Genomic DNA, 24,783 nt, shown 5'->3' with positions numbered 1-24,783 from the left:
CGCCGCCGACCCGGCGGTCGGTCACATACGAGACCTCGCCGGCGGGCACCACCGAGCGCAAGCCCGGCTCACCGGACGAGGGTCGCCACGGCCAGCGCCGCAACCCCCTCCTCGCGCCCCACGAAGCCCATGCCCTCGCCCGTGGTCGCCTTCACCGACACCGAGGCGCCGACCGCTTGGCGCAGGCGCGCCGCGATCGCCGCCCGGTAGGGAGCGAGCTTCGGGCGCTCCATCACGACCGTCGCGTCGACGTGCTCGATCGACCAGCCCTCGGCGCTCACCAGCGTCACGACCTCACGCAGCAGCGCGAGCGAGTCGGCGTTCTTGAAGGCGGGATCCGTGTCGGGGAAGTGCTGGCCGATGTCCCCCATGTCCGCCGCACCGAGCACCGCGTCGGTGATCGCGTGCGCCAGCACGTCGGCGTCCGAATGGCCGGCCAGCCCGCGCATGTGCGGGATCTCGACGCCGCCGAGGACCAGCGTGCGGCCCTCGGCGAACCGGTGCGTGTCGACGCCGAGGCCGGTCCGGACGCTCACCCGATCGGCTCCAGCCGCCGCACCCGGCGCTCGAACACGGCGAGCTCGGTCACGCCGCACGCCTCCAGCAGCTTGCGCGCACGGTCATAGCCGAAGCCCACGTGCTCGGGCAGGTGCGCGTCGCTGGAGAGCGCGACCGGTACCCCGGCGTCGACGGCCATCTCGAGCATCGCGCGCGCGGGGTAGAGCTCGCCGACCGGCTTGCGCAGCCCGGCGGTCGACACCTCGATCGCCACGTCGGCGTCGAGCATCGCCTCGATCGCCGGCTCGTAGTAGCGGCGCGGGTCGACGTCCGGGAGCGGGCGCGCGCCGCCCCAGATCTTGACCAGGTCGGGGTGGGCGATGATGTCGTAGAGCCCGCTGCGCGCCGACGCGGCGAGCGTCTCGAAGTAGCGCTTCCAGACGCGCTCCGGCGATGTCTCGTGGCGCCACACGTCGGTCTCGTCGTCGACGTCGACCGCGTAGTCGCCGAGGAAGTGCACCGAGCCGACGACGTAGTCCCAGTCGTGCGCGTCGAGCAGGTTCGCCAGGCGATCCTCGCGGCCGGCCACGAAGTCGGCCTCGAAGCCGAGCCGCAGGTCGGTCTCCTCGCGCACGAAGCCGACGTAGGCGTCGATGTCGTCGGTCGCCCAGCGGCGCCACCACGGGTGCTGCCAGACGTCGAGCGCGGCGGTGAAGCGGTGGATGTGCTCGGACACGCCGAGCTCGCTGATCCCCTGCTCCTCGGCGGTCTCGCGGTAGCGCTCGGCGTTCGCGGCTGTGAAGTAGCGCTCCGGCGGCGTGTCGTCGCCGTCGGGGCGCAGATGCACGTGGTAGTCGGTCAGCATCGCGCATCAGGATGACGAACGGGGCGCGGCGCCGTGAAGGCGCCGCGCCCGGTGCCCGGGGCTACGCGGCGGGCACCTCGGTCGAGGGGCCCTGGTAGATGGCGTTGGCGATCACGGTCCATGCCGCCCGCGGCCACGTGCGGAAGTTGAGGTCCGTGGCCGAGATCATCACGTGGCCCTGGCCGACGTCGAACGTGACGATGTCGGCGAGCCCGCGCAGGCCCGCGTCGCCCTCGGCATAGCCGGAGGCCAGCAGCGGCTGCGCGTCGTTCGGGTAGGACGTGCCGACCTTCGCCTTGGAGGCGTCGGTCACCCGCCAGCCCGTATCGCCCTCCGACCAGGTCGCCCACTGCGCGGGCATGCCCCACAGCTCGGGCACACCGGCCGACGTCGCGACGCGCATCAGCGAGCCGGGGATGCGAAACGGCGACGGCAGCATCACGTGATCGGCCGGCAGGTCCAGCAGCGCCTTGGCGGTGTCGCCGGAGCTGCCGATGGCGACCATGGTGCCGCCGTCGAGCACGAACTGCTTGAGCTGGTCCCAGCCCTCCTGCCCGACGCCGCGCGCCCACCGGAAGCGCTCGGGCACCGTGCTCGGATCCACCCCGTTGACGATCCGCGACTGCGAGATGCCGTCGGGCATGAGGATGGTGTCGTAGAGCGCGCTCAGGCGCGGGTAGTCGTCGGCGCTGACCACCTTGTAGTCGACGCCGTGCTGGTCGAGCTGCCACATCAGCCAGCCGCCGGCCTGGTTGTTGATGCCGCGGATGAGGCCGACGCGCGTGCCCGGCTTGAGCTGGAACTCCGCCACCTGCGGCGCCGTGTCGGTCGCGTAGACCGCCAGGCCGGTCGCCTTCGACGTGTCCTCCAGCACCGCCCGGGCGCGCGCCGACGGCGGCACGACCAGCGTGCCGGGGGCGAACGCGTGCCCGTTCGAGGAGAACCCGGCCGCCGCGCGGAACGTCGGCACGTCCTGCTTCTGGAGGTTCGCGAGGAACTGCGAGACGCCCTCAGAGGCGGGCTCGACCAGATAGGCGCCGTGCGCGGCCGGCGGCTGCGGCATCAGCACGGCGTCGGGCGCGAGCGTCCGCACGCGCTCGAGGCTCGCGGAGAACGACGACGCGATCGGGTCGGCGGTGACGCCGAACATGATCGGGAGGTTGTCGGTCGCCTCGCTGTAGGGCATCAGCAGCGGGCAGCTCGGGCAGTTGCGGGCGTCCGGATACGGCCGGTTGCCCAGTAGCTGGTTGACCCAGGCGCCCATCGGCTGGCGCGTCTTGAGCACGTAGGAGCCCGCCGGATAGGCCTTCCCGCCGGCCGTGAACGGCGCCGTCGCGCGGTCGATCTCGACCAGGCTCTGGTCCATCACCTTCAGCAGGTCGTACACGGCGAACTCGTCGCGCTGGCCGGCCGGCAGCACGTAGGCCCACGGGCCGGTGGTCGAGTCGATCGCGTTGCGCGGCACCTTGTAGAGCTCGTCGAGCGACCAGCGCTCGGGCTCCTTCGCCACCGAGTCCAGGCCGAGGAAGACGCCGGTCTCGAGGTAGTCGACCATCTGCTCCAGCGTCCAGGTCGACTTGTCGTAGGGCAGCAGGTTGCGCATGCTGCGCACAGAATTGCCGAGCGGCTTCCCGTTCGAGCTGGAGAACGGATACGCGAGGTCGCGCAGGCTCGCCGTCTCGAACAGGACCAGCGCCGAGCCCATGAACGTCTCGAAGCTGGCGATGTCGGCCGTGCCCCAGATGCCGTAGCCGTTGCCGTAGGACACGCCCTTCTTGTCCTCGGAGTAGAGGCCGCGGACGATGTCCATGCCGAGCTCGTTGGAGGCCTGCATCTGCAGCGCGTCGCGCGCGTCGCTGATGCCGTCGTCCCACGGCGGGACCCACATCCGCGGGTTGCTCGAGCCCGCCTGGTGGAGGATGTGCTCGACGACCGGCCGGTACTTCTTGAAGACGCCGATCCGCAGCTTGGACTCCTTCTGCGTGAACAGGAGCCAGTCGCGGTTGTCGTCGTGACCGGTGTACGGGTGGTACAGGTCCGGATAGGTGCGGGTGTAGCTCGTGCCCTCGGTCTCGTTGAAGTAGTCGGTGACCAGGTGCGACCCGTCCGGGTTGGCCGCGGGCACGACGACGATCAGCAGCTTGTCGAGGATCTTCTTGATCTCAGGCGAGCTCTCCGTCGCCAGCCGGTAGACGATGTCCGGGATCACCTGCACCGGCCCGACCTCGGTCGAGTGCATCCCCGCCTCGAGGTAGTAGACCGGGATGTGCTTGGCCGCGAGGTCCCGTGCCTCTTCCTCGCTCAGCCCGCGCGGGTTCGCGAGCCGGTTGTTCTCGGCGAGGATCTCGTCGACCCGCTGCAGGTTCGCCGGCGAGCTGATCTGCATCAGCGGGTAGTCGTGCCCCAGCGTGGTCTTGCCCAGCGACTCGTAGGTGACGCGCGGCGAGCGGTCGGCGAGCAGCTTGAAGTAGTCCTCCATCCTCGAGAACCGCACGAGCTTGCCGCTGGTCCCGGGTTGGAAGCCGAAGAACTGCTTCGGCGGCGGAATGGGCGCGGCGTCGGCCCGCGCCGTGCCGACCGCCGGCGTGGCGGCGAGCACGAGCAACGTGGCCATGACGCGCCGCAGTGGTACCGCGAGCATGGATGTTTCCCCCCTGTGTGAGCCTGGAATGGCTCGGGCCCGAGATCCGCGCGAAGCGGACGTGGGAGTCCTATATGAGGGTGCTCAGAGGATCAAGGGAGATCCGTCATTGCTGTGACGTGAGAAGCAGCTCGGCGACCTGGAGATCGTGCGGCGTCGTGATCTTGAAGTTCGCGGGCGAGGACTCGACCACGCGGACGGACCCGCCGGCGCGCTCTACGAGCCACGCGTCGTCGGTGGCGCGGGCGAGGATCGCGTCGTCGACGTCGAGCGCGCGCTCCAGCGCTTCGCGCCGGAAGGCCTGCGGCGTCTGGATCGCCCACAGGCGCGAGCGGTCGAGCGTCGCGACGACGGTGTCGCCCTCCGCCTCCTTGATCGTGTCGGTCACGCGGGCCGCGGCGATCGCGCAGTCCGCGCTCGCGAGCGCCGCGAGCGCACGGGCGAAGAGGTCCGGCGGCGCGAGCGGGCGCGCCGCGTCGTGGACCACGATCGCCTCCGAAGGCGGGGCGGCGGCGAGCGCCGCGCGGACGGACGCGGAGCGCGTTGCGCCGCCGCGGACGCCGATGCAGCCCGGCGGGGCCTCGGCGCCATCCGGCAGCGCGACGACGATCTGGTCGATGCCCGCCGCGCGCAGCGCGGCGAGCGACCAGTCCAGCAGCGTGCGCCCGGCGACCTCTACGAGCGCCTTGGGGCGCCCGTGGCCGAGCCGCTCGCCGCTTCCCGCGGCGACCAGCAGCGCGACGGGCCCCGACGCACCGGTCATCGTGGTCGGGGCCGTGTGGAGTGTGGGGCCTTACTCGGCGCCGGCGCTCGCGGCGGCGAGCTGCTCAGCCGTGCGTGACAGGACCTCGTCGAGGTACGCCTCGGCCTCGTCCTCGGTCTTCTCGAGCGCGTACATCATCTCGGACGCGAGGATCTTCTTGGCGCGCGTGTACATCTGCTTCTCGCCCGTCGAAAGGCCCTTGTCCTGTTCACGGACGGCAAGGTTGCGGACGACCTCGGCGAGCTCGTGGATGTCGCCGGTCTTGATCTTGTCCCGGTTGTGCTTGAAGCGCCGGTTCCAGTTCTTCGGCATCTCCGACACGTCGTCGGCCAGGACGGCGAGGACCTTCTTGACCGTCTCCTCGTCGATCACGCGGCGCAGGCCGGCCTTGCCGGCGTTCTGGCACGGGACCATGACGGTCATGTCGTTGTGGAGGATCTTGATCGTCAGATACTCGCGGCGCTCGCCGAGGATCTCCTTCTCTTCCTTCTTGACGACCTGGCCCGCCCCGTGATGGGGGTAGACGACGTGGTCGCCGATCTCAAAATCGATGTTGACGAACTCGCGCTCGATCTCGAGATCCTCGATCTCGATGGCTGTATCGGGAATCGTTTCCTCCTTCATCAGGGTCCGGCTGCCGGACCGTACGGCGTCATGATCATCAGGTCTGCAGATAGCGGTCCACGAGGTTGATCTCCTGCAGGCGGCGAAGGCCCTCGCGGATGTCCTTCGCCCGGATCTCCCCCACGCCCTCGACCGACTCCAGCTCCGGATCGGTGGCGGCCAGGATCTCGTCCAACCCGCGGAACTCGCGCACGATGTTCTGCACCACCAGCTTGGGAAGCCGGGGGATGCGCCCGAGAATGCGATAACCGCGGGGGGAGACGGGATAGTCGAGCGTGTTGACCTTGCGGTCGTAGCCCAACAGCTCGGCCAGGCGGCCGAAGTCCAGAAGGTCCTGGTGCGGCAGGCGCGCGATGCCGTCGAGCGCCATCGCGAAGGCGTCGTCGACCGGATCGGCGAGATAGTCGTGCAGCAGGGCGGCCTTGTCGCCGGCCACGCCGACCATCGTCTCCTCGAGCTGCATCTCGATCAGCCGGCCTTCGGTGCCGAGCTCGACGATGTAGCGCTCGATCTCCACCGCCATGCGCGTCACCAGCTCGGCGCGCTGCAGGACGGTCAGGACGTCGTGCAGCGTGACACCGCCCTCGAACTCGAGCGCGGTCAGGCGGGTCGACACCTGGTCGAGGCGCGAGCGGTACTTGTCGAGCGTCGCGAGCGCCTGGTTGGCCTTGGCGAGGACGGCGGGGATCTCCTCGAGGATGTACTTCGCGCCGTCCACGTAGAGGCTGACCACGTCGCGGCGCTGCGAGATCGCGATGACCAGCGCGTCGGTCTGCTTGGAGATGCGCTCGGCGGTGCGGTGGCGCGTGCCGGTCTCCGACGTGAGGATCGTCGGGTCCGGCATCAGCTGCACGTTGCACCATGCGATCTTCGTCGCGTTGGCGTTCAGCGCGATCGCGCCGTCCATCTTCGCGAGCTGGTACACGAGGGCCGGCGTGTAGTCGATGTCCAGCCGGATGCCGCCGCTGAACAGGAACGCCAGCTCGTCGGGATCGCCGATGACGATCAGGCCGCCGGTGCGGGCGTGCACGATGTTGTCGATCCCCTCGCGGACGGCCGTGCCGGGAGCGACCATCTCGAGCGCCTTGACCAAACGGGGCTCTTGCCGCGCTTCGAGCTCAGTGAGCTCTTCCCCTGATCGCGGCTGCATCACAAAAGGATTCTAGCAGTTGCTTAACCGCCATTTACGCTTCGAATGTCCTGCTACAGAGCCAAAAACGCTGCTTGACGACCGCAGTTGCACATGCTAGGCGGCTTGGGTTTTGGGTGTCGACCCGAGGGCCTGGCGGACCGCTTGACGCAGCGTAGATGTGCGTTGCGAAGGGGCGATGACGTCGGCGAGCCCGAACTTCTGGGCCTCCGCGAGACGCCGTTCGGGGTGGCCCACGGAGCGCAGCTCGCCCGTCAGTCCGATCTCACCGAAGCAGGCGATCGGCGTCTGCTCGCCCATCGTCACGCCGCGGGTCGCGCTCGCGACGGCGAGGGCGACCGCGAGGTCGGCGCCCGGCTCCTCGATCTTGACGCCGCCGGCGACGTTGACGAACACGTCGGCGGCGCCGGCGCCGATGCCCGCGTGGCGGCCGAGCACGGCGAGCACCAGCGCGAGCCGGTTACGGTCGATGCCGTTGGCGACGCGCCTCGGCGGCACGATCTCGCTCGGTGAGACGAGCGCCTGGACCTCCACGAGCAGCGGCCTGGAGCCCTCCATGGCCGCGAGGACCACGCTCCCGGGGGCGCGCGTCGCCTCGGCGACGAAGCGCGCGCTCGCGTCCGCGACCTCGACGAGGCCCGAGGTCTGCATCTCGAAGACGCCGACGTCGTTGGTGGAGCCGAAGCGGTTCTTGAGGGCGCGCAGCGTGCGGTAGGTCCGCTCCCGCTCGCCCTCGAACTGCAGCACCGCGTCGACGAGATGCTCGAGCACGCGCGGGCCGGCGAGCGCGCCCTCCTTTGTCACGTGACCGACGAGCAGGACCGCGATGCCGCGCTGCTTGGCCAGCCGCGTGATCCGGTCGGCGACCTCGCGGACCTGGCCGACCGAGCCCGCCGCGCCCGTGAGGTCCCCGGCGTGCAGCGTCTGGACGGAGTCGATCACGCACACCTCCGGCCTCTCCGCGTCGAGCGTGGCGAGGACGGTGTCCAGGTCGGTCTCGGCGAGCACGGGCACGTCCAGCGCCGCCCCGGGCAGCCGTTCGGCCCTGAGGCGGATCTGCGCCGCGGACTCCTCGCCGGAGACGTACAGGGTGCGGCGGCCGTCGGCCTGCAGGTTCCCGAGCGCCATCGAGGTCAGCGTCGACTTGCCGATGCCGGGAGAGCCGCCGATCAGGACCAGCGAGCCTGGGACCAGGCCGCCGCCGAGCACGCGGTCCAGCTCGCCGATGCCGGTCGCGAGCCGCGTGTACCGGACCGCCTCGACCTGCCGCAGCGGGACGGGCTTGACGGCTCGTGTGGCCGCCTTCGGCGCCTTCGCGGGGCCACGGGCTTCCTCGGCGAGCGTGTTCCAGTTGCCGCAGTCCGGGCACTGCCCGCGCCACTTCGCCGACTCGGCGCCGCAGGAGGAGCAGACGAACACGGTGGAGGCGCGCGGCATGGTCCGGTGAACCTAGGCGCCGGGCCGGACGAGTTCGCCCCGGCGGCGGGCCGCGGCGATCCTCCGGCGGCGCCTCCGCGCTCGCGTGGTCGCTAAGTAGCGCTGTGCCCGACTTAGCGACCACACACGGGTCCGACCTCGGGCACGACCTGCCACAACGGCTCTCGCGGCCTCGCGAATCGCGCAGACAGGCTGACCCGCCTCCCTTACCGGCGCAGTTCGCCGGCCCCAGCGAGGGGCTACGCGGAGAGCGCCCCGAGGGGACGACCGTGCCGCGCAGCGGCGCGCGCCGAGGCGGCGGGGCCGCGGGGAGGGCGCCGCCGCGCGAAGACGCGCGCCGCACGGCCGCCGCCGCGCGCCTTAGACTCGCGCCGGCACCAGCGACCGCGCGTGCTCCGCGAGCACGACCATGCCGAGCGCGTCCGCGACGAGGATCGCGTCGGCGAGCATCTCTCCCGCTCTCGCCACGTCGTCGGCGCGTCCGCGGGCGAGGAGCATCTCCGCGTAGGCCACCTGTGTCCGCGCGTGCCACGGGCGGGCTCCCATGTGGGCGTGCATCTTCTGCGCCTCCTCGAAGTGGCGCTCCGCAAGGTCCCACTCGCCCTGGGCGGCCGCGAGCACGCCGAGCAGCCGGGACGCGCAGCCGTTGTTGGTCGCGTTGCGCCCCACGACCACGTTGCGTCCCGCGTAGGGCAGCAGGAGCGAGTAGAGCTCGGCGGCGCGCGGGCCGTCCTGCAACGCGCCGCAGACCTCCGCCAGCAGCGTGATCCCGATCAGCCAGTTCGCGTCGCGCGGGATGTCGGCGAAGTGGTTGGCGGCAAGGCGCTCGAACTCCGCTCGCGCCTCGTCCGGACGGCCCAGCTCGACCATCACCAGCGCCAGCGCACAGCGCCAGCCCGGGAGCGCCGGGTAGAGCTCGATGAAGCCGCGCACCGCGCCCTCCACCTCGGCCAGGCGGCCCTGCTCGCGGCGGATGTTGAACATCGACTGCGCGTAGTAGTGCAGCGCGTTCTCGGCCTGCCCGCGCTGGCCGGTCGCCAGCGTCTCCTGCGCCAGCCGCTCGGCGGCGTCGAACTCACCCGCCAGCGCCGCGCGGGCGCCGCGGAAGAGCGACGTCCACCACAGCCAGATCGGCCGGTGCAGCGCCTCGGCGAGCTTCGAAGCGGCCGCGATCTGGATGTCGACGCCCTGGATGTCGCCGAGCTCCATCAGGTCGATGATCGTCCAGCCGGCGCCCTGCAGCTCGAGCTCGGGGTCGCCTGTCTCCTGCGCCACCCGCCGCAGCTCGGCGGCGACCTCGAGCCGCTGCTCCACGTTCTCGGGCAGCCACAACGCGTAGTGGCGGGTGTCGAGGCACTGGGCGAGCGTGCGCGGGTCGTCGATCCGCCGCGCGATCTCCACGGCCTCGGCGGAGAGCGCCATCCGCAGCTCCGGCTCGCCGGCGTAGTACAGCTCGAGCGACATCCGCGCCAGCAGCCGCGCGCGCAGCGGCGAGTCGTCCGGCGGCAGCGCCTCGAGCGCGTCCTCCAGCAACCGCACGCGCTCAGGATCGGACCGCGAGAGCATCGACCACGGGCCTGCGGCGCCCAGCGCGCCGCGCCCGAGCAGCACCGGGTCGCCGAGCTGGCGCGCCGTGCGGATCGCGGCCTGGAACGTCGCGCGCGCGTCCTCCTCCATCCCGGCGCGGTCCTCGCTGGCCCCCAGCGCGAGCAGCAGCTCGGCGCGCACGTGATCGTCGACGGCGCCCGCCAGCTCGCGCGCCCGCAGCGCCGCGCGGTAGTGCATCGCCGCCTCCTCCCACGCCAGCAGGCGGTCGGCGCGGCGCGCCGCGGCGAGCGCGAAGTCGATCGCGCGATCCGGGCGCTCGACCGGCGCCGCCTGCGCGAAGTGGTGCGCCAGCATCGCCAGGTGCGGGTCCAGGTCGCCCCCGCGCAGCTTCACCAGCATCTCCCCGACGCGGCCGTGCAGCCGCGCGCGCCGCAGCTGCGAGATCCCGTCGTAGAGCGTCGCCCGCACCAGCGCATGGGTGAACGCATACCGGCCGACATGGCCGGCTTCGCGCAGGACCCGCGCCTCCACGCCCTCCTCGAGCGCCTCGACCAGCTCGTCGCCGGACTGCGTCACCACCGCCTCGAGCACGTCGAAGTCGAACTCGCGGCCGATCACCGACGCGACCAGCAGCACCGAGCGCGCGTTCTCGCTGAGCCGGCGCAGGCGCCGCGCGGTGACCTCGCGCACCCCGTCCGGGACGCCCGCCTCCTCGAGCGTGATCTCCTCCGTGAGCGCCCCCGAGGTGTCGCGGATGTGCCGCACGACCTCCTCGATGAAGAACGGGTTGCCGTCGGTCTCGCCGGCCAGCGCGCGGACGAACGAGCCCGTCGCGGGCGCCGCCGACAGCGCGATCACCAGCTCCGCGACCTCCCCCTCGTTGAGCCCGCCGAGCTCGAGCCGCCGCAGCGTCCCCTCGCGCCGCAGGTCGCCGATCAGCTCGTGCAGCAGGTGGCGCTCGGAGATCTCGCTCTCGCGATAGGTGCCGAGGAACAGCGCCCGCCGCGGCGCCGGCGCGCGCACCAGGTGGCGCAGCAGCTGGACCGTCGGGCGGTCGGCCCAGTGGAGGTCGTCGAAGACGAGCACGACCGGCGCCTCGGCGCCGATCTCGCCGATCAGCGCGGCGACGGCGTCGAAGAAGCGGAAGCGCTGCGCGTCGGCCTCGGGCCCCGACATCGCGAGCGTCTCGGGCGGCGGCGGCCCGAACTCCGGCAGCAGGATCCCCAGCTCGGCGGCGCGCGGGCCGAGGCGGTCGCGCAGCGCGTCCAGCGGCGCGCCCGCCGACCAGCCGCGCAGCATCTCGACCAGAGGCTGGTACGGCGCCAGCGTCTCCTCGTCGAAGCGGCCGTAGAGCACGACGGCGCCGTCGGAGTGGGCGCGCGCGGCGAGCTCGGCGGCCGTGCGCGTCTTGCCGATCCCCGCGTCGCCCGCCAGCAGGACGAGCGAGCGCTGCCCCTCGGTCGCCTCGCGCCAGCAGCGGCCGAGGTACTCGAGCTCGACGTCGCGCCCGACCAGCGCGTGACGGTCCACCGCGGCCGCGAGCGGAACGGGCCAGCTGACCGCGTCGAAGCCGCGCGCCGGCGCCGCCGCCGGAGGCTCCCGCCGGGCCGGGGGCGGCTCACCGCGCAGGACGCGCTCGAACACCCCCATCGCCGCCGGCCCGGGCGTCGTGCCGAGCTCCTCGCGCAGCAGCGAGCGCAGCTCCTCGAAGGCCCGCAGCGCCTCGGCCGGGTTGCCGGCCGCCTCGTGGACCTCCATCAGCAGCCGGTGGGCGGACTCGCGGAAGGGCGCGGCGGCGATCGCGGCGCGCGCCGCCTGCTCGGCGGCGCCGAGCTCGCGGCCCCCCTGGCGCAGGCCGGCCTCGGCGAGCGCCTCGAGCGCGCGCAGCCGGACCGACTCCAGCTCGCGCCGCTGCTCCGCCGCCCAGCCCCCCTCGGAGTCGGGCAGGAACGTCTGCAGGTCGATCGACAGCGCGGCCCGCGCCCGCTCGACCCCGATCGCCGGGTTGCCGGTCTCGATCGCCGTCTCCGCGTCGGCGATCGCGGCGACCGCCTCCTCGGTGTCGACGCGCACGTCGGCGGGGAGGTTCAGCCGCAGCTCGCCCCGGCCGGTCAGCATGCCCTCGCCGAGCGCCTTGCGGAGCTTCGACAGCAGCGCGCTCAGCGCGGAGTCCGCCGCGGCCGGCGGCCCCTCCGGCCAGAGGACGTCGATCAGCTCGTCGCGCGGGCAGCCGCGGGCCCGGTTCGAAACCAGGTAGGCGAAGAGGAGGCGGCCCTGCCGCCCAGGTAGTGCGGCGTCGACGCGCCGGCCCTGCGCTTCGACGACGACCGGCCCACAGAGCCGGATATCCCATCCGTGACCCACTGTCAGACCCGGAACCTATCGCGCCGCCAAGGTTTCTCCAAGGTTTCGGCAACCGCGGCGGCGCATGATGCTTGGAGCGGCGCTCGGATCGGACCCCCCGAAGCCGCAGTCGACATGGACGTCGATCGACATAGCGGGGAGTCGACACTGGCTCGGCCGGCTCTCCCACCCAGAACAAGGGATCGTCTGACCCGCGATCCCATCCTCCAGACGCTGGATCTCTCACCTTTCTCCAGCGTCGCGAGGCGGACCTACCGACTGACCCCCGGACCACCGCCTCTACGCGTGAGAGGCCCGCCGATCGGCGGGCCTCTTGCCGTCTCAGGCCTTGTCGAGCGCGGCGGTGATGCCGCTCGGCGGTCGCGTGGCGCCGCCGAACGACGTCGCCTCGGCGACCAGATCGTGCTCGACGTCGCGCGTATACGCAATGCGCGGGACCGCAAGCGCGCCGGCGCTGGAGCGCTCCAGCCGAGCCGGGCGCGGAGGCCGTCAGCCGGACCGCACCTGCAGCCGCGCGGGCGTGCACGACGGCTGGCCGGCGACGCTGATCGTCAGACTCCCGGACGGCGGCCGCCGGAGGACGAGGCGGGCGACGCCCGCGGCGCTCGTGCGCGCCTTCGCGATCGCCTTGCCGCGGCGCGTGCGCCGAGCCACCACGGTGACGCGGCGGACGCCGAGGCGCGCGCGCACGACCGTTCGCCGGTGCGGCGAGACGCGCGTGCGCGAGAGCCGGATCACGCAGGCCGGCCGCGGCCCGGGAGCCGTCGCCGGCGCCGTGCCGTCCGGGTCGCCTGCGTCAAGCGTGGTGCCCTGGGCGGCGGCCGGGAGCGGCGCCACAGGAGCGTCGCCGGTCTGGGCCGCGGGCGGCTCTCCGGGCGCCGGCGTCGCGAATGCGTCCGGTCCGAGCGCTCCGGCCGTCACCCGCACGAGGTCGAGATCACCGCGATACGACAGGCTGCAGCGGCCGAGGTAGCTGCCGATCGCGGCGCTCTGCGACGTGGTCGAGTAGTCGACACGCAGCGGCGCGGCCATCGGCGCGCCGACCGGGCGGCCGTCCACGTAGAGCCGCAGTGCGCTGCCGTCGAACGTGCCGGCGATCTGGTGCCAACGGCCGTCCCACACGTCCTGGATGCGGGCGACGGCCGAGACCACGTAGCGCCGGCCGTCGAAGACGTAGAGCGCGATCCCGCCCGCCGCGGCGGTGTAGAGGCCATAGGAGCCGGCGAAGCAGCCGCGCGCGCCGCGTGAGAGGACGTAGCGCCAGGCGCCCGGACTCTCGGGCGCGCGCACGACGGCCTGGATGGTCATCGCCTGCAGCTCGAGCCGCGAGCTCTCGGGCAGGCGGACGAGCTCGCCGCCGTCGAAGTGCAGCGCGCCGCCCGACGCGTCCGCGATCCGGACCGGATCCGCGGCGTCCGGCTCCGCGCTCGCGCCGAGCTGGCCGGTGAGGCCGAACGGGCCGTCGTCGAGCGCGGACTGCCCGTCCGGCTCGTCGAAGCGCCACTGGGCCACCAGGCCCGGAGTGTCCGCGTGTGCGGGGCCGGCCATCACCGCGAGCGCCGCGCACGCCAGCGCCGAAGCCGTCCTGCACCTGATCGCCCTCGTCGTCACGTCCGCCACCTAGCCTCGTCGGGTGCTTGACGAACGGCGGCGGCGAACCCTGGCGTCCGCGACTCGACGAATGTTGGTGTCGGCTAACCGCCGGGCCGCTCCGCACCTTTCGCGCCTTCCGCGGGTATCGAGGGGTGCGCCAACCGATCATCTCCATCGAAGGGGAAGCAAATGAGGATCTCGCGACCGTCGCCGGCCATGGTCGTCGCAAGCGCCGCCCTGTTCATGTCGCTCGGCGGCACGTCCATGGCGGCGGTGAGCTTCGCCCGCAACGCGGGCGCCGTCGACGGCAAGAGCGCCGTCTCGGCCTCCGGCACGGTGTCGCACGCCGCCGGACGGCTCGTGGCCACCAACAAGTCGGGGCCCGACAAGGGCATGCTCCCGGGCAAGTTCCTGGCCGGCGTGCCGCACACGCAGACGTTCGGGAAGTCGTTCGAGGTCGCCGACAACGCGCCGGGCGCGCCGCTGACGATCGGCAACGCCGCGGGGGTCGGGAACCTCACGGCGACGTGCAACGACCAGAACGGCGCCGCCGGCATCGAGGATCCGACGACGACGCTGAACTTCGTCAACACGTCGGGCCAGATCATCAACATCGCCCGCCGGGTCGGCGTCGGCGACGGCGCCGTCGGGCTGCTCGCCAATCAGACCGTCGCGCCGCTGACGATCAGCGGCTCCAACACGTTCTTCTACCACGTGCAGACGCCGCAGGGCGTCAACCTGCTGATCAACGGCGTGGTGCGGCAGGATGGCCGCGGCGCGCCCGCGGCCAACTGCCTCGTCTACGGGACGGTGCTCGAGATCTCCTAGCGCGGCCGGTGCCCGCTGAAGCTGATCACCTGCTGGATGCCGCTCGGGCGGTTGGTGAAGCGGATGGTCGTCTTCAGCAGGCCGGAAACGAAGCCCAGGCGCTCCTTGTCGGCATCGGCGCGCCAGGCGTCCGGGTCCGCGGTGCCCTGGGCCGTCTGGAGCGCCGCGCCGGCCGCCTCGAACGCGCCCCATAGGGCCGTGGCGCACGCCGCGGCGCTGCCGCGGCCGCAGTAGCGCGTGGAGAGCGGCCGCTTGAACCGGGTGCCGGTGAGCCGGCGCAGGTCCTTGTCCAGGTACCAGAAGCCGCCGTCGGTGAAGTCGCCGCCGGGACCCGCGTCGGTGCCGATGATCGGGCGCATGGCGTCGAGCACGCCCGGCTTGAGCGCGCCGCCCATCGCGGCGCGGAAGAGCGGCGGGCAGAGGGCGTCCATGATCGCGGGCGCCGCCCCCGCGTCGATGAGGCCGACGGGAACGACTTCTCGATCGTGACCGGCGAGTCGGGATCGTCGAACTCCGTCAGGTCGCCGAAGACCTTCCCGGCCTTGGCGGCGCCGAGGCGATTGCGCAGCGTCGAGAGGAACTCGGAGCGCCGCGCCTCGTCGCCGCCGCCCTGGCCGACGAGCGCGTTCGCGCCGATCACGTCGACGCGCGTCCACGGCTTCTGGCCGCTCTTCTCGGCGCGCAGCCGCGCGTTGAGACCCTGGACGTAGACGTCGATGTCGTGCAGGACCGTGCGCCCCGCCTGCCCGCGGCTGCGGAGGTTGCGGACCGCCGTCCGCTCGATCATCCCGTCCGCCTGCTTGGTCGGCGTGAACGTCGCCAGCTTCTCGACCAGGCTGAAGGCATCGATGTTCGGCGCGTCGAGGGCGGCGAGGCGGCCCGGGTAGCGCGCCTGGGCCAGCAGCAGCGCCCGGTCCTCCTGGGTGATCCAGCCCATCGCCCAGGTGACGTCGTCGTGCGTGGCGCCGGTGATGTGCGGAACGTGGAAGCGGTCACGCACGATCGTCACGCCCTTGCGCGGGACCGCCTCCGGCGTGCCCGGGCCGTCGGGTCCGACGCCGAAGCCCTCCGACTTGAAGTCGGTCTGGAGGTCGGCGTCCGTGACCTGGTTGAACTTCGGCGTGAGCGCGTCGTACATCTGCGCCTGCAGGCCGGCATCGGGCGGGACGGGGAACCCGCCGAGCTGGCCCGAGGGCACGATGTTGCGCGCGGTGGCGGCGTAGTCGGTGGCCGCGGCGGAGGCCGGGAATGCCACGACGACTCCTGCCGCCGCTGCGAGAGCGGCGATCCTGGACATTGGCGCGGAGATCAATGAGCGGAGGGCGCCCCGTAGGGCGCCCTCGGCGAAACGGATCTGAGCCCGGAGCTACGACTCGTCGCTCGGCGGCACGGCCGGCGTGTCCAGCGCGCCCGTGTCGTCCACCTGCTCGGCGTCGTCGCCCTCCTTGCGGCCGCCGACGCCGACCGGCGCGGGCTTCTCGACCGGGGGCTTGACGACCGACAGCCGGACCTCGTCCTCGGAGCCCTCGGGCGCCGGCTCGACCATCACGGTCCCGCCGGGCACGAGCTCCGCGCGCAGCACGAAGTCGGCGAGCGGGTCCTCGATGTAGCGCTGGATCGCCCGGCGCAGCGGGCGGGCGCCCATCGACGGGTCCCAGCCCTTCTCGACCAAGAAGTCCTCGGCCTCCTCCGTCAGCTCCAGCTGCAGCTCGCGCTCCGCAAGCGAGGTGCGGATGCGCCGCAGCAGCAGCTCGACGATGGACTTGATCTCGTCCTTCGTCAGCTTGTGGAAGACGATCACGTCGTCGATGCGGTTGAGGAACTCAGGCCGGAAGACCTTCTTGAGCTCGCCCATGATCCGCGACTTCATGTCGTCGTAGGAGATGCCGGTCTCGTCGTCGGAGACCGCGAAGCCGAGCGGCGTGTTCCGTGCGATCTCGCCCGCCCCGATGTTCGAGGTCATGATCACGATCGCGTGGCGGAAGTCCACCGTGCGGCCCTGCGAGTCCGTCAGACGGCCGTCCTCGAGGATCTGCAGGAGGATGTTGAAGACGTCCGGGTGGGCCTTCTCGATCTCGTCCAGCAGCAGGACGCTGTACGGCTTGCGCCGCACGGCCTCCGTGAGCTGGCCGCCCTCGTCGTAGCCGACGTAGCCGGGAGGCGAGCCGACGAGCCGGGAGACGGCGTGCTTCTCCATGTACTCCGACATGTCGATGCGCACCATCGCGTCCTCGTCGCCGAAGAGGAACTCCGCGAGCGTCCGCGCCAGCTCCGTCTTGCCCACGCCCGAGGGGCCCAGGAAGATGAACGAGCCGGTCGGCCGCTTCGGGTCCTTCAGCCCGGCACGCGAGCGGCGGATCGCCTTCGCGACGACCTCGATCGCCTGGTGCTGGCCGATGACGCGCTTGTGGAGCTCGTCCTCCATGCGCATCAGCTTCTGCGTCTCGGCCTCGGTGAGCTTGAAGACCGGGATGCCCGTCCACATCGAGACGATGTCCGCGATCTCCTCCTCGCCGATCGACGGGCGGTCGCCGCCCTCGCCGGACTCCCAGGCGTCCTCGAGGTCGCGCTTCTTGTTCGTGAGCTGGCGCTCGCGATCGCGAAGGTGCGCAGCCTTCTCGAACTCCTGGTTCTCGATCGCGGCCTCCTTGTCGCGACGCGTCGTCTCGATCTCCTCCTCGAGCTCCCGGTACACGGGCGGGGAGGACATCGACTTGATGCGCATGCGCGACGCGGCCTCGTCGATCAGGTCGATCGCCTTGTCGGGAAGGAAGCGGTCGGAGATGTAGCGGTCCGCAAGCTCCGCCGAGGCCTCCAGCGCCTCGTCGGTGATGTTGACCTTGTGGTGGGCCTCGTAGCGGTCGCGCAGGCCCTTGAGGATCTGCACGCACTCCTCGAGCGACGGCTGGTCCACCGTGATCTTCTGGAAGCGGCGCTCGAGGGCCGAGTCGCGCTCCAGGTACTTGCGGTACTCGTCCAGCGTGGTGGCGCCGACGGTCTGCAGCTCACCGCGGGCCAGCGCGGGCTTGAGGATCGACGCCGCGTCGATCGCACCCTCCGCGGCACCCGCGCCGACGAGGTTGTGGAGCTCGTCGATGAACAGGATGATGTCGCCGCGCTGGGTGATCTCCTTCATCACCTTCTTGAGGCGCTCCTCGAACTCGCCGCGGTACTTTGAGCCCGCGACCAGCGCCGCCAGGTCGAGCGTGTAGATCTGCTTGTTCTTGAGCAGCTCCGGCACGTCGCCGTTGGTGATCCGCTGGGCGAGGCCCTCGACCACGGCGGTCTTCCCCACGCCGGGCTCGCCGACGAGGACGGGGTTGTTCTTGGTGCGCCGCGAGAGGATCTGCATGATCCGCTCGATCTCGGTCTCGCGTCCGACGACCGGATCCAGCTTGCCGTCGGCGGCCAGCTTGGTCAGGTTGCGCCCGAACTGGTCGAGCAGCTTCGAGGACTTCTTGCCCTCGCCCTGGGCGGCACCGCCGGGAGCGGCCTGGCCCTGGCCCTGGCTGCCCTGCCGGCGCCCACCGGGGCCGGAGAGCATGCGGATGACCTCGTTGCGGATCTTCTCGGAGTCGGCGTCGAAGTCGAGCAGGATGCGTGCCGCGACGCCCTCGTTCTCGCGAACGAGGCCGAGCAGGATGTGCTCGGTGCCGATGTAGTTGTGGCCGAGGGACAGCGCCTCGCGGAGCGCAAGCTCGAGCACCTTCTTCGCGCGCGGCGTGAAGGGAATCTGCCCGGAGGTCACCTCCTCGCCCGATCCGACGATGCGCACGACCTGAGCGCGCACTCGCTCGACGGTGATGTCAAGGGACTCGAGGACGCGTGCGGCCAGACCCTCCTCCTCGCGAAGGAGGCCGAGGAGGATGTGCTCGGTCCCGATGTAGTTGTGCTTGAGCGTCCGCGCCTCCTCCTGGGCGAGGACGACCACCTGACGTGCTCGCTCTGTGAATCGCTCGAACATGGGTTGGGGAGCTTCCTTCCTACTAGTGCTCGCCTAGCGCTCGGTCGTTCTGGTGGTCCGTGGGTGGTTGGGAGGGCCTTGCGTGACGGGAACGGCGGGAGACAAAAATACCCCGGCCCTCATCCGCGTATTCGGCACGATCGCCGAATCGGATGAATGCGCGGGGTACGTCTTTCCGGCCATACCCCAGTCTACCAACGGGAGCGAGCGGAGCCGCCGCTCGACATGGCGGCCGTATCGGTTCGACCGACGGTCTACTTGAGGGCGGGGAAGAGAACGACTTCCCGAATGGTCTGGCGACCCGTAAGGAGCATCACCAGGCGATCGATGCCGATGCCGATGCCTCCCGTGGGCGGCATGCCCTGCTCGAGGGCCCGGATGTAGTCCTCATCATACGGCTGCGCCTCCTCGTCGCCCGCGTCAGCGTGCCGACGTTGATCCTCGAAGCGCGCCCGCTGGTCGTCCGGATCGTTGAGCTCCGAGAAGGCGTTGGCGATCTCCATCCCGCCCGCGTACGCCTCGAAGCGCTCGGTCAGGCCCTCGATCTCGCGGTGGCGCTTGGCGAACGGCGAGAGCTCGACCGGGTAATCGTGCAGGATCGTCGGCTCGATCAGGTGCGGCTCGACATAGTGCGAGAGCAGGTGGTCGACGAGTTGCGCCCACGTGTCCTCGCCCGGCACGTCCAGGCCATGCTCGCGCATGGCGCCCTGCAACGCCTCGAGCGAGCGGTGGGCGAGCACGTCGATGCCGGTGCGCGACCGGATCGCGCCGGCCAGCGTCTCGCGCTTCCACGGCGGCTTGAAGCCCTCGTTGCCGACGGCCCGCGCGGCGGCGTCGACGAGCCGCTCGGCGCGGTCGGCGACGACCTCCCAGTCCGCGTACGCCTCGTACCACTCGAGCATCGTGAACTCGGGGTTGTGCTTGGGCGAGAGGCCCTCGTTGCGGAAGTCCTTGCCCAGCTCGTACACGCGCTCCAGGCCCCCCACGATCAGGCGCTTGAGGTAGAGCTCGGTGGCGATCCGGAGGTACATCGTCCGGTCCAGCGCGTTGTAGTGCGTCGTGAACGGACGGGCGAGCGCGCCGCCGTAGATCGGCTGCAGGACCGGGGTCTCGACCTCGATGAAGCCCTCCTCGTCGAGGAACCGGCGGATCGTCGAGATGATCCTCGCGCGCGCGACGAACAGCTCGCGCGACTCCTCGTTGGCGATCAGATCCAGGTCGCGGCGGCGGAAGCGCGTCTCGACGTCGGTCAGCCCGTGGTGCTTCTCCGGCGGAGGCCGCAGCGACTTCGCGAGCAGGGTCCAGTCGTCGATCCGCACCGAGAGCTCGCCGCGGCGGGTCTTGAAGATGGTGCCGCCGGCGCCGATCAGGTCGCCGAGGTCGAGCGAGACGAGCCGGTCGAGCGACTCCCGGCCGAGCGCGTCGACGGTCGCGTGCAGCTGGATCCGCCCCGTACGGTCCACGAGGTCCAGGAACGCGGCCTTGCCCTGGCCGCGGCGAGCGGCAAGGCGGCCGGCGACGCGCACGCGCGCGTCGGTCTCCTCGCCGGGTTCGAGTCCCTCGTGCGGCGCCTTGGCCTCCGCGACCGGCGTGACGCCGGGATAGGCGTGCGGGAACGGCTCGACGCCCGCCTCCCGCAGCGCTTCCAGCTTGCGCCGCCGGGTGGCGAGGAGCTCGGAGACCTCCTCGCCTTGAGCGCTCATACCTCGATCTTCGTGACGGTGAGCTCGCGCGTCTTGCCGTTCGGAAGCATGACCTTGGCCGTGTCGCCCTTCTTGCGGCCGACGAGCGCCTTACCGACCGGCGACTCGTTGGACAGCTTGTTCGACGACGGATCGGCCTCGGTCGAGCCGACGATGGTGTATGTGGCCGACTTGCCCCTGTCGTCCTTGATGTGGACCTGCGAACCCACGCGCACGACGTCAGGGGACAGCTCCGACGCGTTGATCACCGATGCCGAGCGCAGCTTGTCCTCGAGCGTCGCGATCCGCGCCTCGAGCATGGCCTGCTCGTTCTTTGCGTCGTCGTACTCGGAGTTCTCCGAGATGTCACCGAACTCGCGCGCCTCCTTGATGCGCTCGGCGACCTCGCGACGCTTGTCGGTGGAGAGGTACTCGATCTCCTGCTTGAGCTTCTCGAGTCCCTCGGGGGTGAGGATGACGTCCTTCTGCATACTCCGTCAGTCCTTGTTGGGGCTGAAGATGGAAAAGGCCCGCCTTTGCAGGCGGACCGGCATCGCGCTCCGGGTCACGCGAGCCGGGCAGGATAGCAATCGCTCGTCATGCCGCAAGTGGGGTTATGGAGTCCAGCACCGCGCGCTGCTCGTCCAGCGTCTCGGCCCGCTGGAGCGCGTCCTGAACGTGGCGCGCCGCCCCTAGCCGTTCCACGTACCAGGGGTGGAACTTGCGCAGATAGCGCGCGGCCCGCTGCGGGCCCAGATGCTCCTCCGCGCGGTCGATCACCCATGCCCATTCGGTGAGCACCTCCTCCGCGGCGGGCTCGTCCCCGCGCGCGCCGAGCACCTGTTCGAAGAGCCAGGGGTTGCCGAGCGCGCCGCGCGCGAGCATCACCGCCGCGCAGCCCGTGTGCTCGAACACCCAGCGGATGTGGTCGGCGCCCTCCATGCCGCCCGAGACGATCACCGGTACGGGGAGGTTCTCGACGAGCTGCCGCGCCAGGTCGTAGTCGGGCGTGCCCTTGTGGCGCACGGCCGCTGAGCGGGGGTGGAACGTGATGCCCGCGACGCCCGCCTCCTCCACGAGCCGGCGCGCGAGCTCGAGCCCCTCGATGCCCCCGGGCTTCATCGCGGCCCGCAGCTTGACCGTCACCGGGAGGCCGGATCCCTCGCGGGCCGCGCGCGCGACGGCGACCGCGGTGTCGGGGTCCTTGAGCAGCGCCGCCCCCGCCCCGGTCTTGGTGACCTTCGGGACAGGGCAGCCCATGTTGAGATCGAGGATGTCGGCCCCGGTGGCGGCCACCTGCGCCGCCGCCGAGCGCATGATCGCGGGGTCCTGGCCGAACAGCTGCATCGACACCGGACGCTCGTCGGGATGGATGACGAGCAGCTCGTCGAGCGTCTTGCGGTTGCCGTAGTGGATCGCGAAGGAGGAGATCATCTCCGAGACCGCGAGACCGGCGCCGTAGCGCTTGGCCTGCAGGCGCACGAACCAGTTGCCGATCCCGGCGAGGGGCGCGAGGACCACCCGGTTGGGCAGCTCGACCCCCCCGATCGTCCACGGATCGTGCAGTGATCGCATCGATCCCAGGTTAGTCCGCCTGGTTGCGCTCCCAGATCAGCCGCAGGCCCTTCAGCGTCAGCAGGTCGTCGACCTCGTCGATCGACGAGCAGTGCGGGACCACCGCGCCGGCCAGCCCGCCGGTCGCCAGCGTCGTGAACTCGCCCAGCTCGTCGTGCAGCCGTCCCACGAGCCCGTCCACCATCCCGGCGAACCCGTACAGCACGCCGGCGCGGATCGCGTCCACCGTCGACTTGCCGATCACGCCGCGCGGCGGCGTCAGGTCGACCTTCGGCAGCGCCGCGGCGCGCTCGGACAGCGCCTCCAGGGAGATCTCGACGCCCGGGAAGATGACGCCGCCCAGGTACTCCCCCGCCGCCGAGACGACGTCGTGGGTGACGGCGGTGCCGAAGTCGACGACGACGCAGGCGCCGCCGACGCGCTCGTAGCCCGCCACGGCGTTGACGAGCCGGTCGGGCCCGATCTCGCGCGGGTTGTCGTAGCGGATCGGCATCCCGGTCTTCAGCCCCGGGCCTACGAGCGGCATCGAATGCCCGAGGTAGCGTCGCGCCATGGCCGTCCACTCCGGCCGCAGCTGCGGCACGGTCGAGGACACGATCGAGGCGTCGATGTCGCCGAACGCGAGCCCGCGCAGCGCGAGCAGGTTGCGCAGCGCCGCGCCCAGCTCGTCTGCCGTGGACTCGCGCACGGTCGCGAAGCGCCAGTGCTCGATCAGCTCGTCGCCGTCGTAGGTGCCGAGGTGGGTCTGCGTGTTGCCGACGTCGACGACGAGCAGCATCTCAGGGGCCTACGTCGAGCGGGAGGCCGGCGCGCCGGACGTCCTGGCCCTCGATCTTCGCGAGCGCCTCGGCGGCGGGGCCTGCGCCCGGGACGACGAGCCGCGGGGTGAGCTCGAGCAGCGGCTCGAGCACGAAGCGGCGCGACGTCACCTCGCGGTGCGGCAGCGTCAGCCGCTCCGAGGCGTATTCGAGCTCGCCGAGCAGGAGCAGGTCGACGTCGATCGGCCGCGGGCCGTGATGCTCGTAGCCGTCCTCGCCGGCGAGCGTGCGCCCGAGCGCCTTCTCGACCGCCTTGCACGCGTCGAGCAGCTCCTCCGGCCCGAGCCCCGTCTCCACGCGCACGCACGCGTTGAGGAACGCGCGCTGGTCGAGCACCTCGCCCACCGGCTCGGTCTCGTAGACCGACGAGGACGCCAGCACGACGACCCCGTGCGCCCACAGCAGCTCGACCGCCGCCTGCAGGTTCGCGCGCCGGTCGCCGACGTTCGAGCCCAGCCCCAGGTACGCCACCGCGTTCAAGCCGCGAAGCCTACGTGCCGGTGCCCGCGGATCATTCCTCCAGCGACACCCACGCCTTCGCCCAGTCGTCCTGGCCCGCGAACTCGCGCAGGTCGAAGGCCGAGATGACGTTGACGAGCATGCCGTAGGCGAAGAAGTCCCACGTCTCCTCGACGCTCACGCCCGCCAGCGAGGCGACCTTGCGCACCAGGCCGCCGTAGCGGGCCCGGATCCGGTCTTTGAACTGCGGATCGGACGCGACCGCGTAGGCCTGCAGTTGGAAGCGCAGCGAGTGCCGGTCGGGCAGCAGCTTCTCGGAGTAGGACCGGCCCATCGTGTCGAGCCGCTCCTTCGGCGTGTCGCCCCGGACCGACGCCTCGAACACCGCCTCGACGCCGGCGAAGCAACGGTCGATGCAGGCGAGGAACAGCTCGCGCTTGGTCTTGAACAGCCGGAACAGATACGGCTGCGAGATGCCCCCCTCGCGCGCGATCGCCTCGGTCGAGGTGCCGTGGTAGCCGCCCTCGGCGAAGTGCCGGAACGCGATCTGGACGATCTCCTCACGGCGGTCCTCTGCGGATCTGCGAGCGGCCATCCCGTTAAGGCCGGATGATCGGGGTGGGGCGCAGGGGCTGCACCACTTACACGATAGTGAGCACTAACGTTCTTCCCGCCACAGCTCCACCGAAACCTCCTCGACCGGCAGCGGGATCGGCGGCTCGGGCTTGGAGGCCTTCACCGTCACGCTCTCGGCGCCGAACTGCGAGGCGAGGCGATCGGCGATCACGGAGCACAGGCGCTCCAGCGTGCGATACGAGCGCGCCTGCGCGATCAGCGCGATCACCTGGCAGACCTCGCCGTAGTCGACCGTGTCCTCGACGCGGTCGGTGATCAGCGCGTCCGGCTCGCCGATGTCGAAGCGGACGTCGAGCACCAGTCGCTGGCCGATCTCGCGCTCGGCGGCGGTGACGCCGTGGTGGGTGTAGAGCGACAGGCCGACGATCTCGACGGTGACCCCGATCTCGGGGCCTTCGTCGTCCTCGTCCTCTTCGCTCAGATCCTCGTCGTCCTCGTAGTCGTCCGACTCATCCCGGGCCATGAAGTCACGGTGGCGCTAGCGCGCCGGACGGATCGACGAATCGGGCGGCGCTGCCGAGGGCACGCGGAGCAAGGTAGCAGCAGTCACGGCCAGCGCATCGGCCACCGCGGCCACGTCGTGGACGCGGAAGACGGTCGCGCCGCGCTCGAGCGCGAGCACGCAGGTCGCCGTCGTCCCGTGGACGCGCTCGGTCACGTCGCGCCCGGTAAGGCGGCCGAGGAACGACTTGCGGCTCGTGCCGATCACCAGCGGGCGGCCGAGATCGGTCAGCTCGTGCAGGCGCCGCAGCAGCTCGAGGTTGTGCTCGAGCGTCTTGCCGAAGCCGATGCCGGGATCGAGCTGGATCCGCTCCTCGGGCACACCTGCGGCGACCGCGAACGCCATGCGCTCGCTCAGGAACGCCTTCACGTCGGACACGACGTCGTCGTAGCGCGGGTCGCGCTGCATCGTGCGCGGCTCGCCGAGCATGTGCATCAGGCAGCAATCCAGGTCGCGGTCGGCCACGAACGCCGCGAGCTCCGGGTCGTGCCGGAAGGCGCTGACGTCGTTGACGTAGCTCGCGCCGGCCTCGACCGCCGCCTCGGCGACGCGCAGCTTCATCGTGTCGATCGAGATCCGCGCGTCCGCGTCCGCGAGCCCCTCGATCACCGGCACGACGCGGCTCAGCTCGTCCTCGGCGGGGACCGGATCGGCGCCGGGCCGGGTCGACTCGCCGCCGACGTCGAGGATGCGCGCGCCCTCGGACGCGAGCCGCCGGGCGTGCGCGACCGCCGCCTCCGGATCCTCGAACGACCCGCCGTCCGAGAAGGAGTCCGGCGTGACGTTGACCACGCCCATGATCTCGTACACGCGGCACACGCTAGCGGTGCCGCGGA

20 protein-coding genes are annotated in these 24,783 nt (G+C 71.5%); 1 reads left to right on the top strand and 19 read right to left on the bottom strand.

Annotation, left to right across the window (positions count from 1 at the left end; all coding sequences use genetic code 11):
* Positions 1–68: 68 nt before the first annotated feature.
* The 9 genes from ispF to H958_RS46290 all read right to left on the bottom strand — a co-directional run bounded on the left by ispF (position 69) and on the right by H958_RS46290 (position 13,501).
* Positions 69–536: a 2-C-methyl-D-erythritol 2,4-cyclodiphosphate synthase gene (gene ispF, locus H958_RS0114150; protein WP_028059150.1), complete on the bottom strand. Its 468-nt coding sequence runs from the start codon at positions 534–536 to the stop codon at positions 69–71.
* Positions 533–1,363: a histidinol-phosphatase gene (locus H958_RS0114145; RefSeq protein WP_028059149.1), complete on the bottom strand. Its 831-nt coding sequence runs from the start codon at positions 1,361–1,363 to the stop codon at positions 533–535. Before H958_RS0114145 ends, ispF begins: the two co-directional genes overlap by 4 nt.
* Before the next feature lie 61 nt (positions 1,364–1,424).
* Positions 1,425–3,977 (bottom strand): M14 family zinc carboxypeptidase, encoded by a 2,553-nt coding sequence (locus H958_RS0114140; RefSeq protein WP_028059148.1) that lies wholly within the window; start codon positions 3,975–3,977, stop codon positions 1,425–1,427.
* 133 nt (positions 3,978–4,110) lie between these two features.
* The gene (ispD, locus tag H958_RS0114135; RefSeq protein ID WP_028059147.1) at positions 4,111–4,767 is read right to left on the bottom strand and encodes a 2-C-methyl-D-erythritol 4-phosphate cytidylyltransferase; all 657 of its coding nucleotides are present in this window, start codon (positions 4,765–4,767) and stop codon (positions 4,111–4,113) included.
* A 30-nt stretch (positions 4,768–4,797) separates the two neighbouring features.
* Positions 4,798–5,391 carry a CarD family transcriptional regulator gene (locus H958_RS37270; protein WP_081685877.1) on the bottom strand — a complete coding sequence of 198 codons (594 nt, stop codon included), beginning with the start codon at positions 5,389–5,391 and terminating at the stop codon, positions 4,798–4,800.
* 37 nt (positions 5,392–5,428) lie between these two features.
* Positions 5,429–6,541: a DNA integrity scanning diadenylate cyclase DisA gene (gene disA / locus H958_RS0114125; protein WP_028059146.1), complete on the bottom strand. Its 1,113-nt coding sequence runs from the start codon at positions 6,539–6,541 to the stop codon at positions 5,429–5,431.
* 96 nt (positions 6,542–6,637) lie between these two features.
* Positions 6,638–7,978: a DNA repair protein RadA gene (radA, locus tag H958_RS0114120; protein WP_028059145.1), complete on the bottom strand. Its 1,341-nt coding sequence runs from the start codon at positions 7,976–7,978 to the stop codon at positions 6,638–6,640.
* A 360-nt stretch (positions 7,979–8,338) separates the two neighbouring features.
* Positions 8,339–11,890 (bottom strand): ATP-binding protein, encoded by a 3,552-nt coding sequence (locus tag H958_RS0114115; protein WP_028059144.1) that lies wholly within the window; start codon positions 11,888–11,890, stop codon positions 8,339–8,341.
* 489 nt (positions 11,891–12,379) lie between these two features.
* The gene (locus H958_RS46290) at positions 12,380–13,501 is read right to left on the bottom strand and encodes a LamG domain-containing protein (protein ID WP_156027982.1); all 1,122 of its coding nucleotides are present in this window, start codon (positions 13,499–13,501) and stop codon (positions 12,380–12,382) included.
* Between the two features lie 198 nt (positions 13,502–13,699).
* Here H958_RS46290 and H958_RS0114100 point away from each other — a divergent pair, with 198 nt between their 5' ends.
* The gene (locus H958_RS0114100; protein WP_028059142.1) at positions 13,700–14,311 is read left to right on the top strand and encodes a hypothetical protein; all 612 of its coding nucleotides are present in this window, start codon (positions 13,700–13,702) and stop codon (positions 14,309–14,311) included.
* A 73-nt stretch (positions 14,312–14,384) separates the two neighbouring features.
* Here the strand turns inward: H958_RS0114100 and H958_RS46285 are convergent, their stop codons facing one another.
* The 10 genes from H958_RS46285 to folP form a co-directional block, all read right to left on the bottom strand.
* Positions 14,385–15,566: a penicillin acylase family protein gene (locus tag H958_RS46285; RefSeq protein WP_196807346.1), complete on the bottom strand. Its 1,182-nt coding sequence runs from the start codon at positions 15,564–15,566 to the stop codon at positions 14,385–14,387.
* 111 nt (positions 15,567–15,677) lie between these two features.
* Positions 15,678–18,275: an ATP-dependent Clp protease ATP-binding subunit gene (locus H958_RS37260; RefSeq protein ID WP_081685876.1), complete on the bottom strand. Its 2,598-nt coding sequence runs from the start codon at positions 18,273–18,275 to the stop codon at positions 15,678–15,680.
* A 254-nt stretch (positions 18,276–18,529) separates the two neighbouring features.
* The gene (gene lysS, locus H958_RS0114070) at positions 18,530–19,978 is read right to left on the bottom strand and encodes a lysine--tRNA ligase (RefSeq protein WP_028059139.1); all 1,449 of its coding nucleotides are present in this window, start codon (positions 19,976–19,978) and stop codon (positions 18,530–18,532) included.
* Positions 19,975–20,448: a transcription elongation factor GreA gene (greA, locus tag H958_RS0114065; protein ID WP_028059138.1), complete on the bottom strand. Its 474-nt coding sequence runs from the start codon at positions 20,446–20,448 to the stop codon at positions 19,975–19,977. Before greA ends, lysS begins: the two co-directional genes overlap by 4 nt.
* Positions 20,449–20,554: 106 nt before the next feature.
* Positions 20,555–21,532, bottom strand: coding sequence for a tRNA dihydrouridine synthase (locus H958_RS0114060; protein ID WP_028059137.1), 978 nt, complete (start codon positions 21,530–21,532; stop codon positions 20,555–20,557).
* A gap of 10 nt (positions 21,533–21,542) precedes the next feature.
* Positions 21,543–22,310: a type III pantothenate kinase gene (locus H958_RS0114055; protein WP_028059136.1), complete on the bottom strand. Its 768-nt coding sequence runs from the start codon at positions 22,308–22,310 to the stop codon at positions 21,543–21,545.
* A 1-nt stretch (position 22,311) separates the two neighbouring features.
* Entirely contained in the window at positions 22,312–22,821 is a 510-nt protein-coding gene (gene folK / locus H958_RS37255) for a 2-amino-4-hydroxy-6-hydroxymethyldihydropteridine diphosphokinase (protein ID WP_081685921.1), read from the bottom strand.
* Positions 22,822–22,861: 40 nt separating this feature from the next.
* The gene (locus tag H958_RS0114045; protein WP_028059135.1) at positions 22,862–23,404 is read right to left on the bottom strand and encodes a TetR/AcrR family transcriptional regulator; all 543 of its coding nucleotides are present in this window, start codon (positions 23,402–23,404) and stop codon (positions 22,862–22,864) included.
* Between the two features lie 63 nt (positions 23,405–23,467).
* Entirely contained in the window at positions 23,468–23,908 is a 441-nt protein-coding gene (gene folB, locus H958_RS37250; protein ID WP_037410125.1) for a dihydroneopterin aldolase, read from the bottom strand.
* Positions 23,909–23,923: 15 nt separating this feature from the next.
* Positions 23,924–24,757 (bottom strand): dihydropteroate synthase, encoded by an 834-nt coding sequence (folP, locus tag H958_RS37245; protein ID WP_231379246.1) that lies wholly within the window; start codon positions 24,755–24,757, stop codon positions 23,924–23,926.
* Positions 24,758–24,783: the final 26 nt, after the last annotated feature.

The sequence above is a fragment of the Candidatus Solirubrobacter pratensis genome, from assembly GCF_000425945.1.
In the GTDB taxonomy this organism is placed as follows: Bacteria; Actinomycetota; Thermoleophilia; order Solirubrobacterales; family Solirubrobacteraceae; genus Solirubrobacter; species Solirubrobacter pratensis.
The sequence above is the reverse complement of the archived record's forward strand: the minus strand, read 5'-3'. Positions and strand labels throughout refer to the sequence as shown.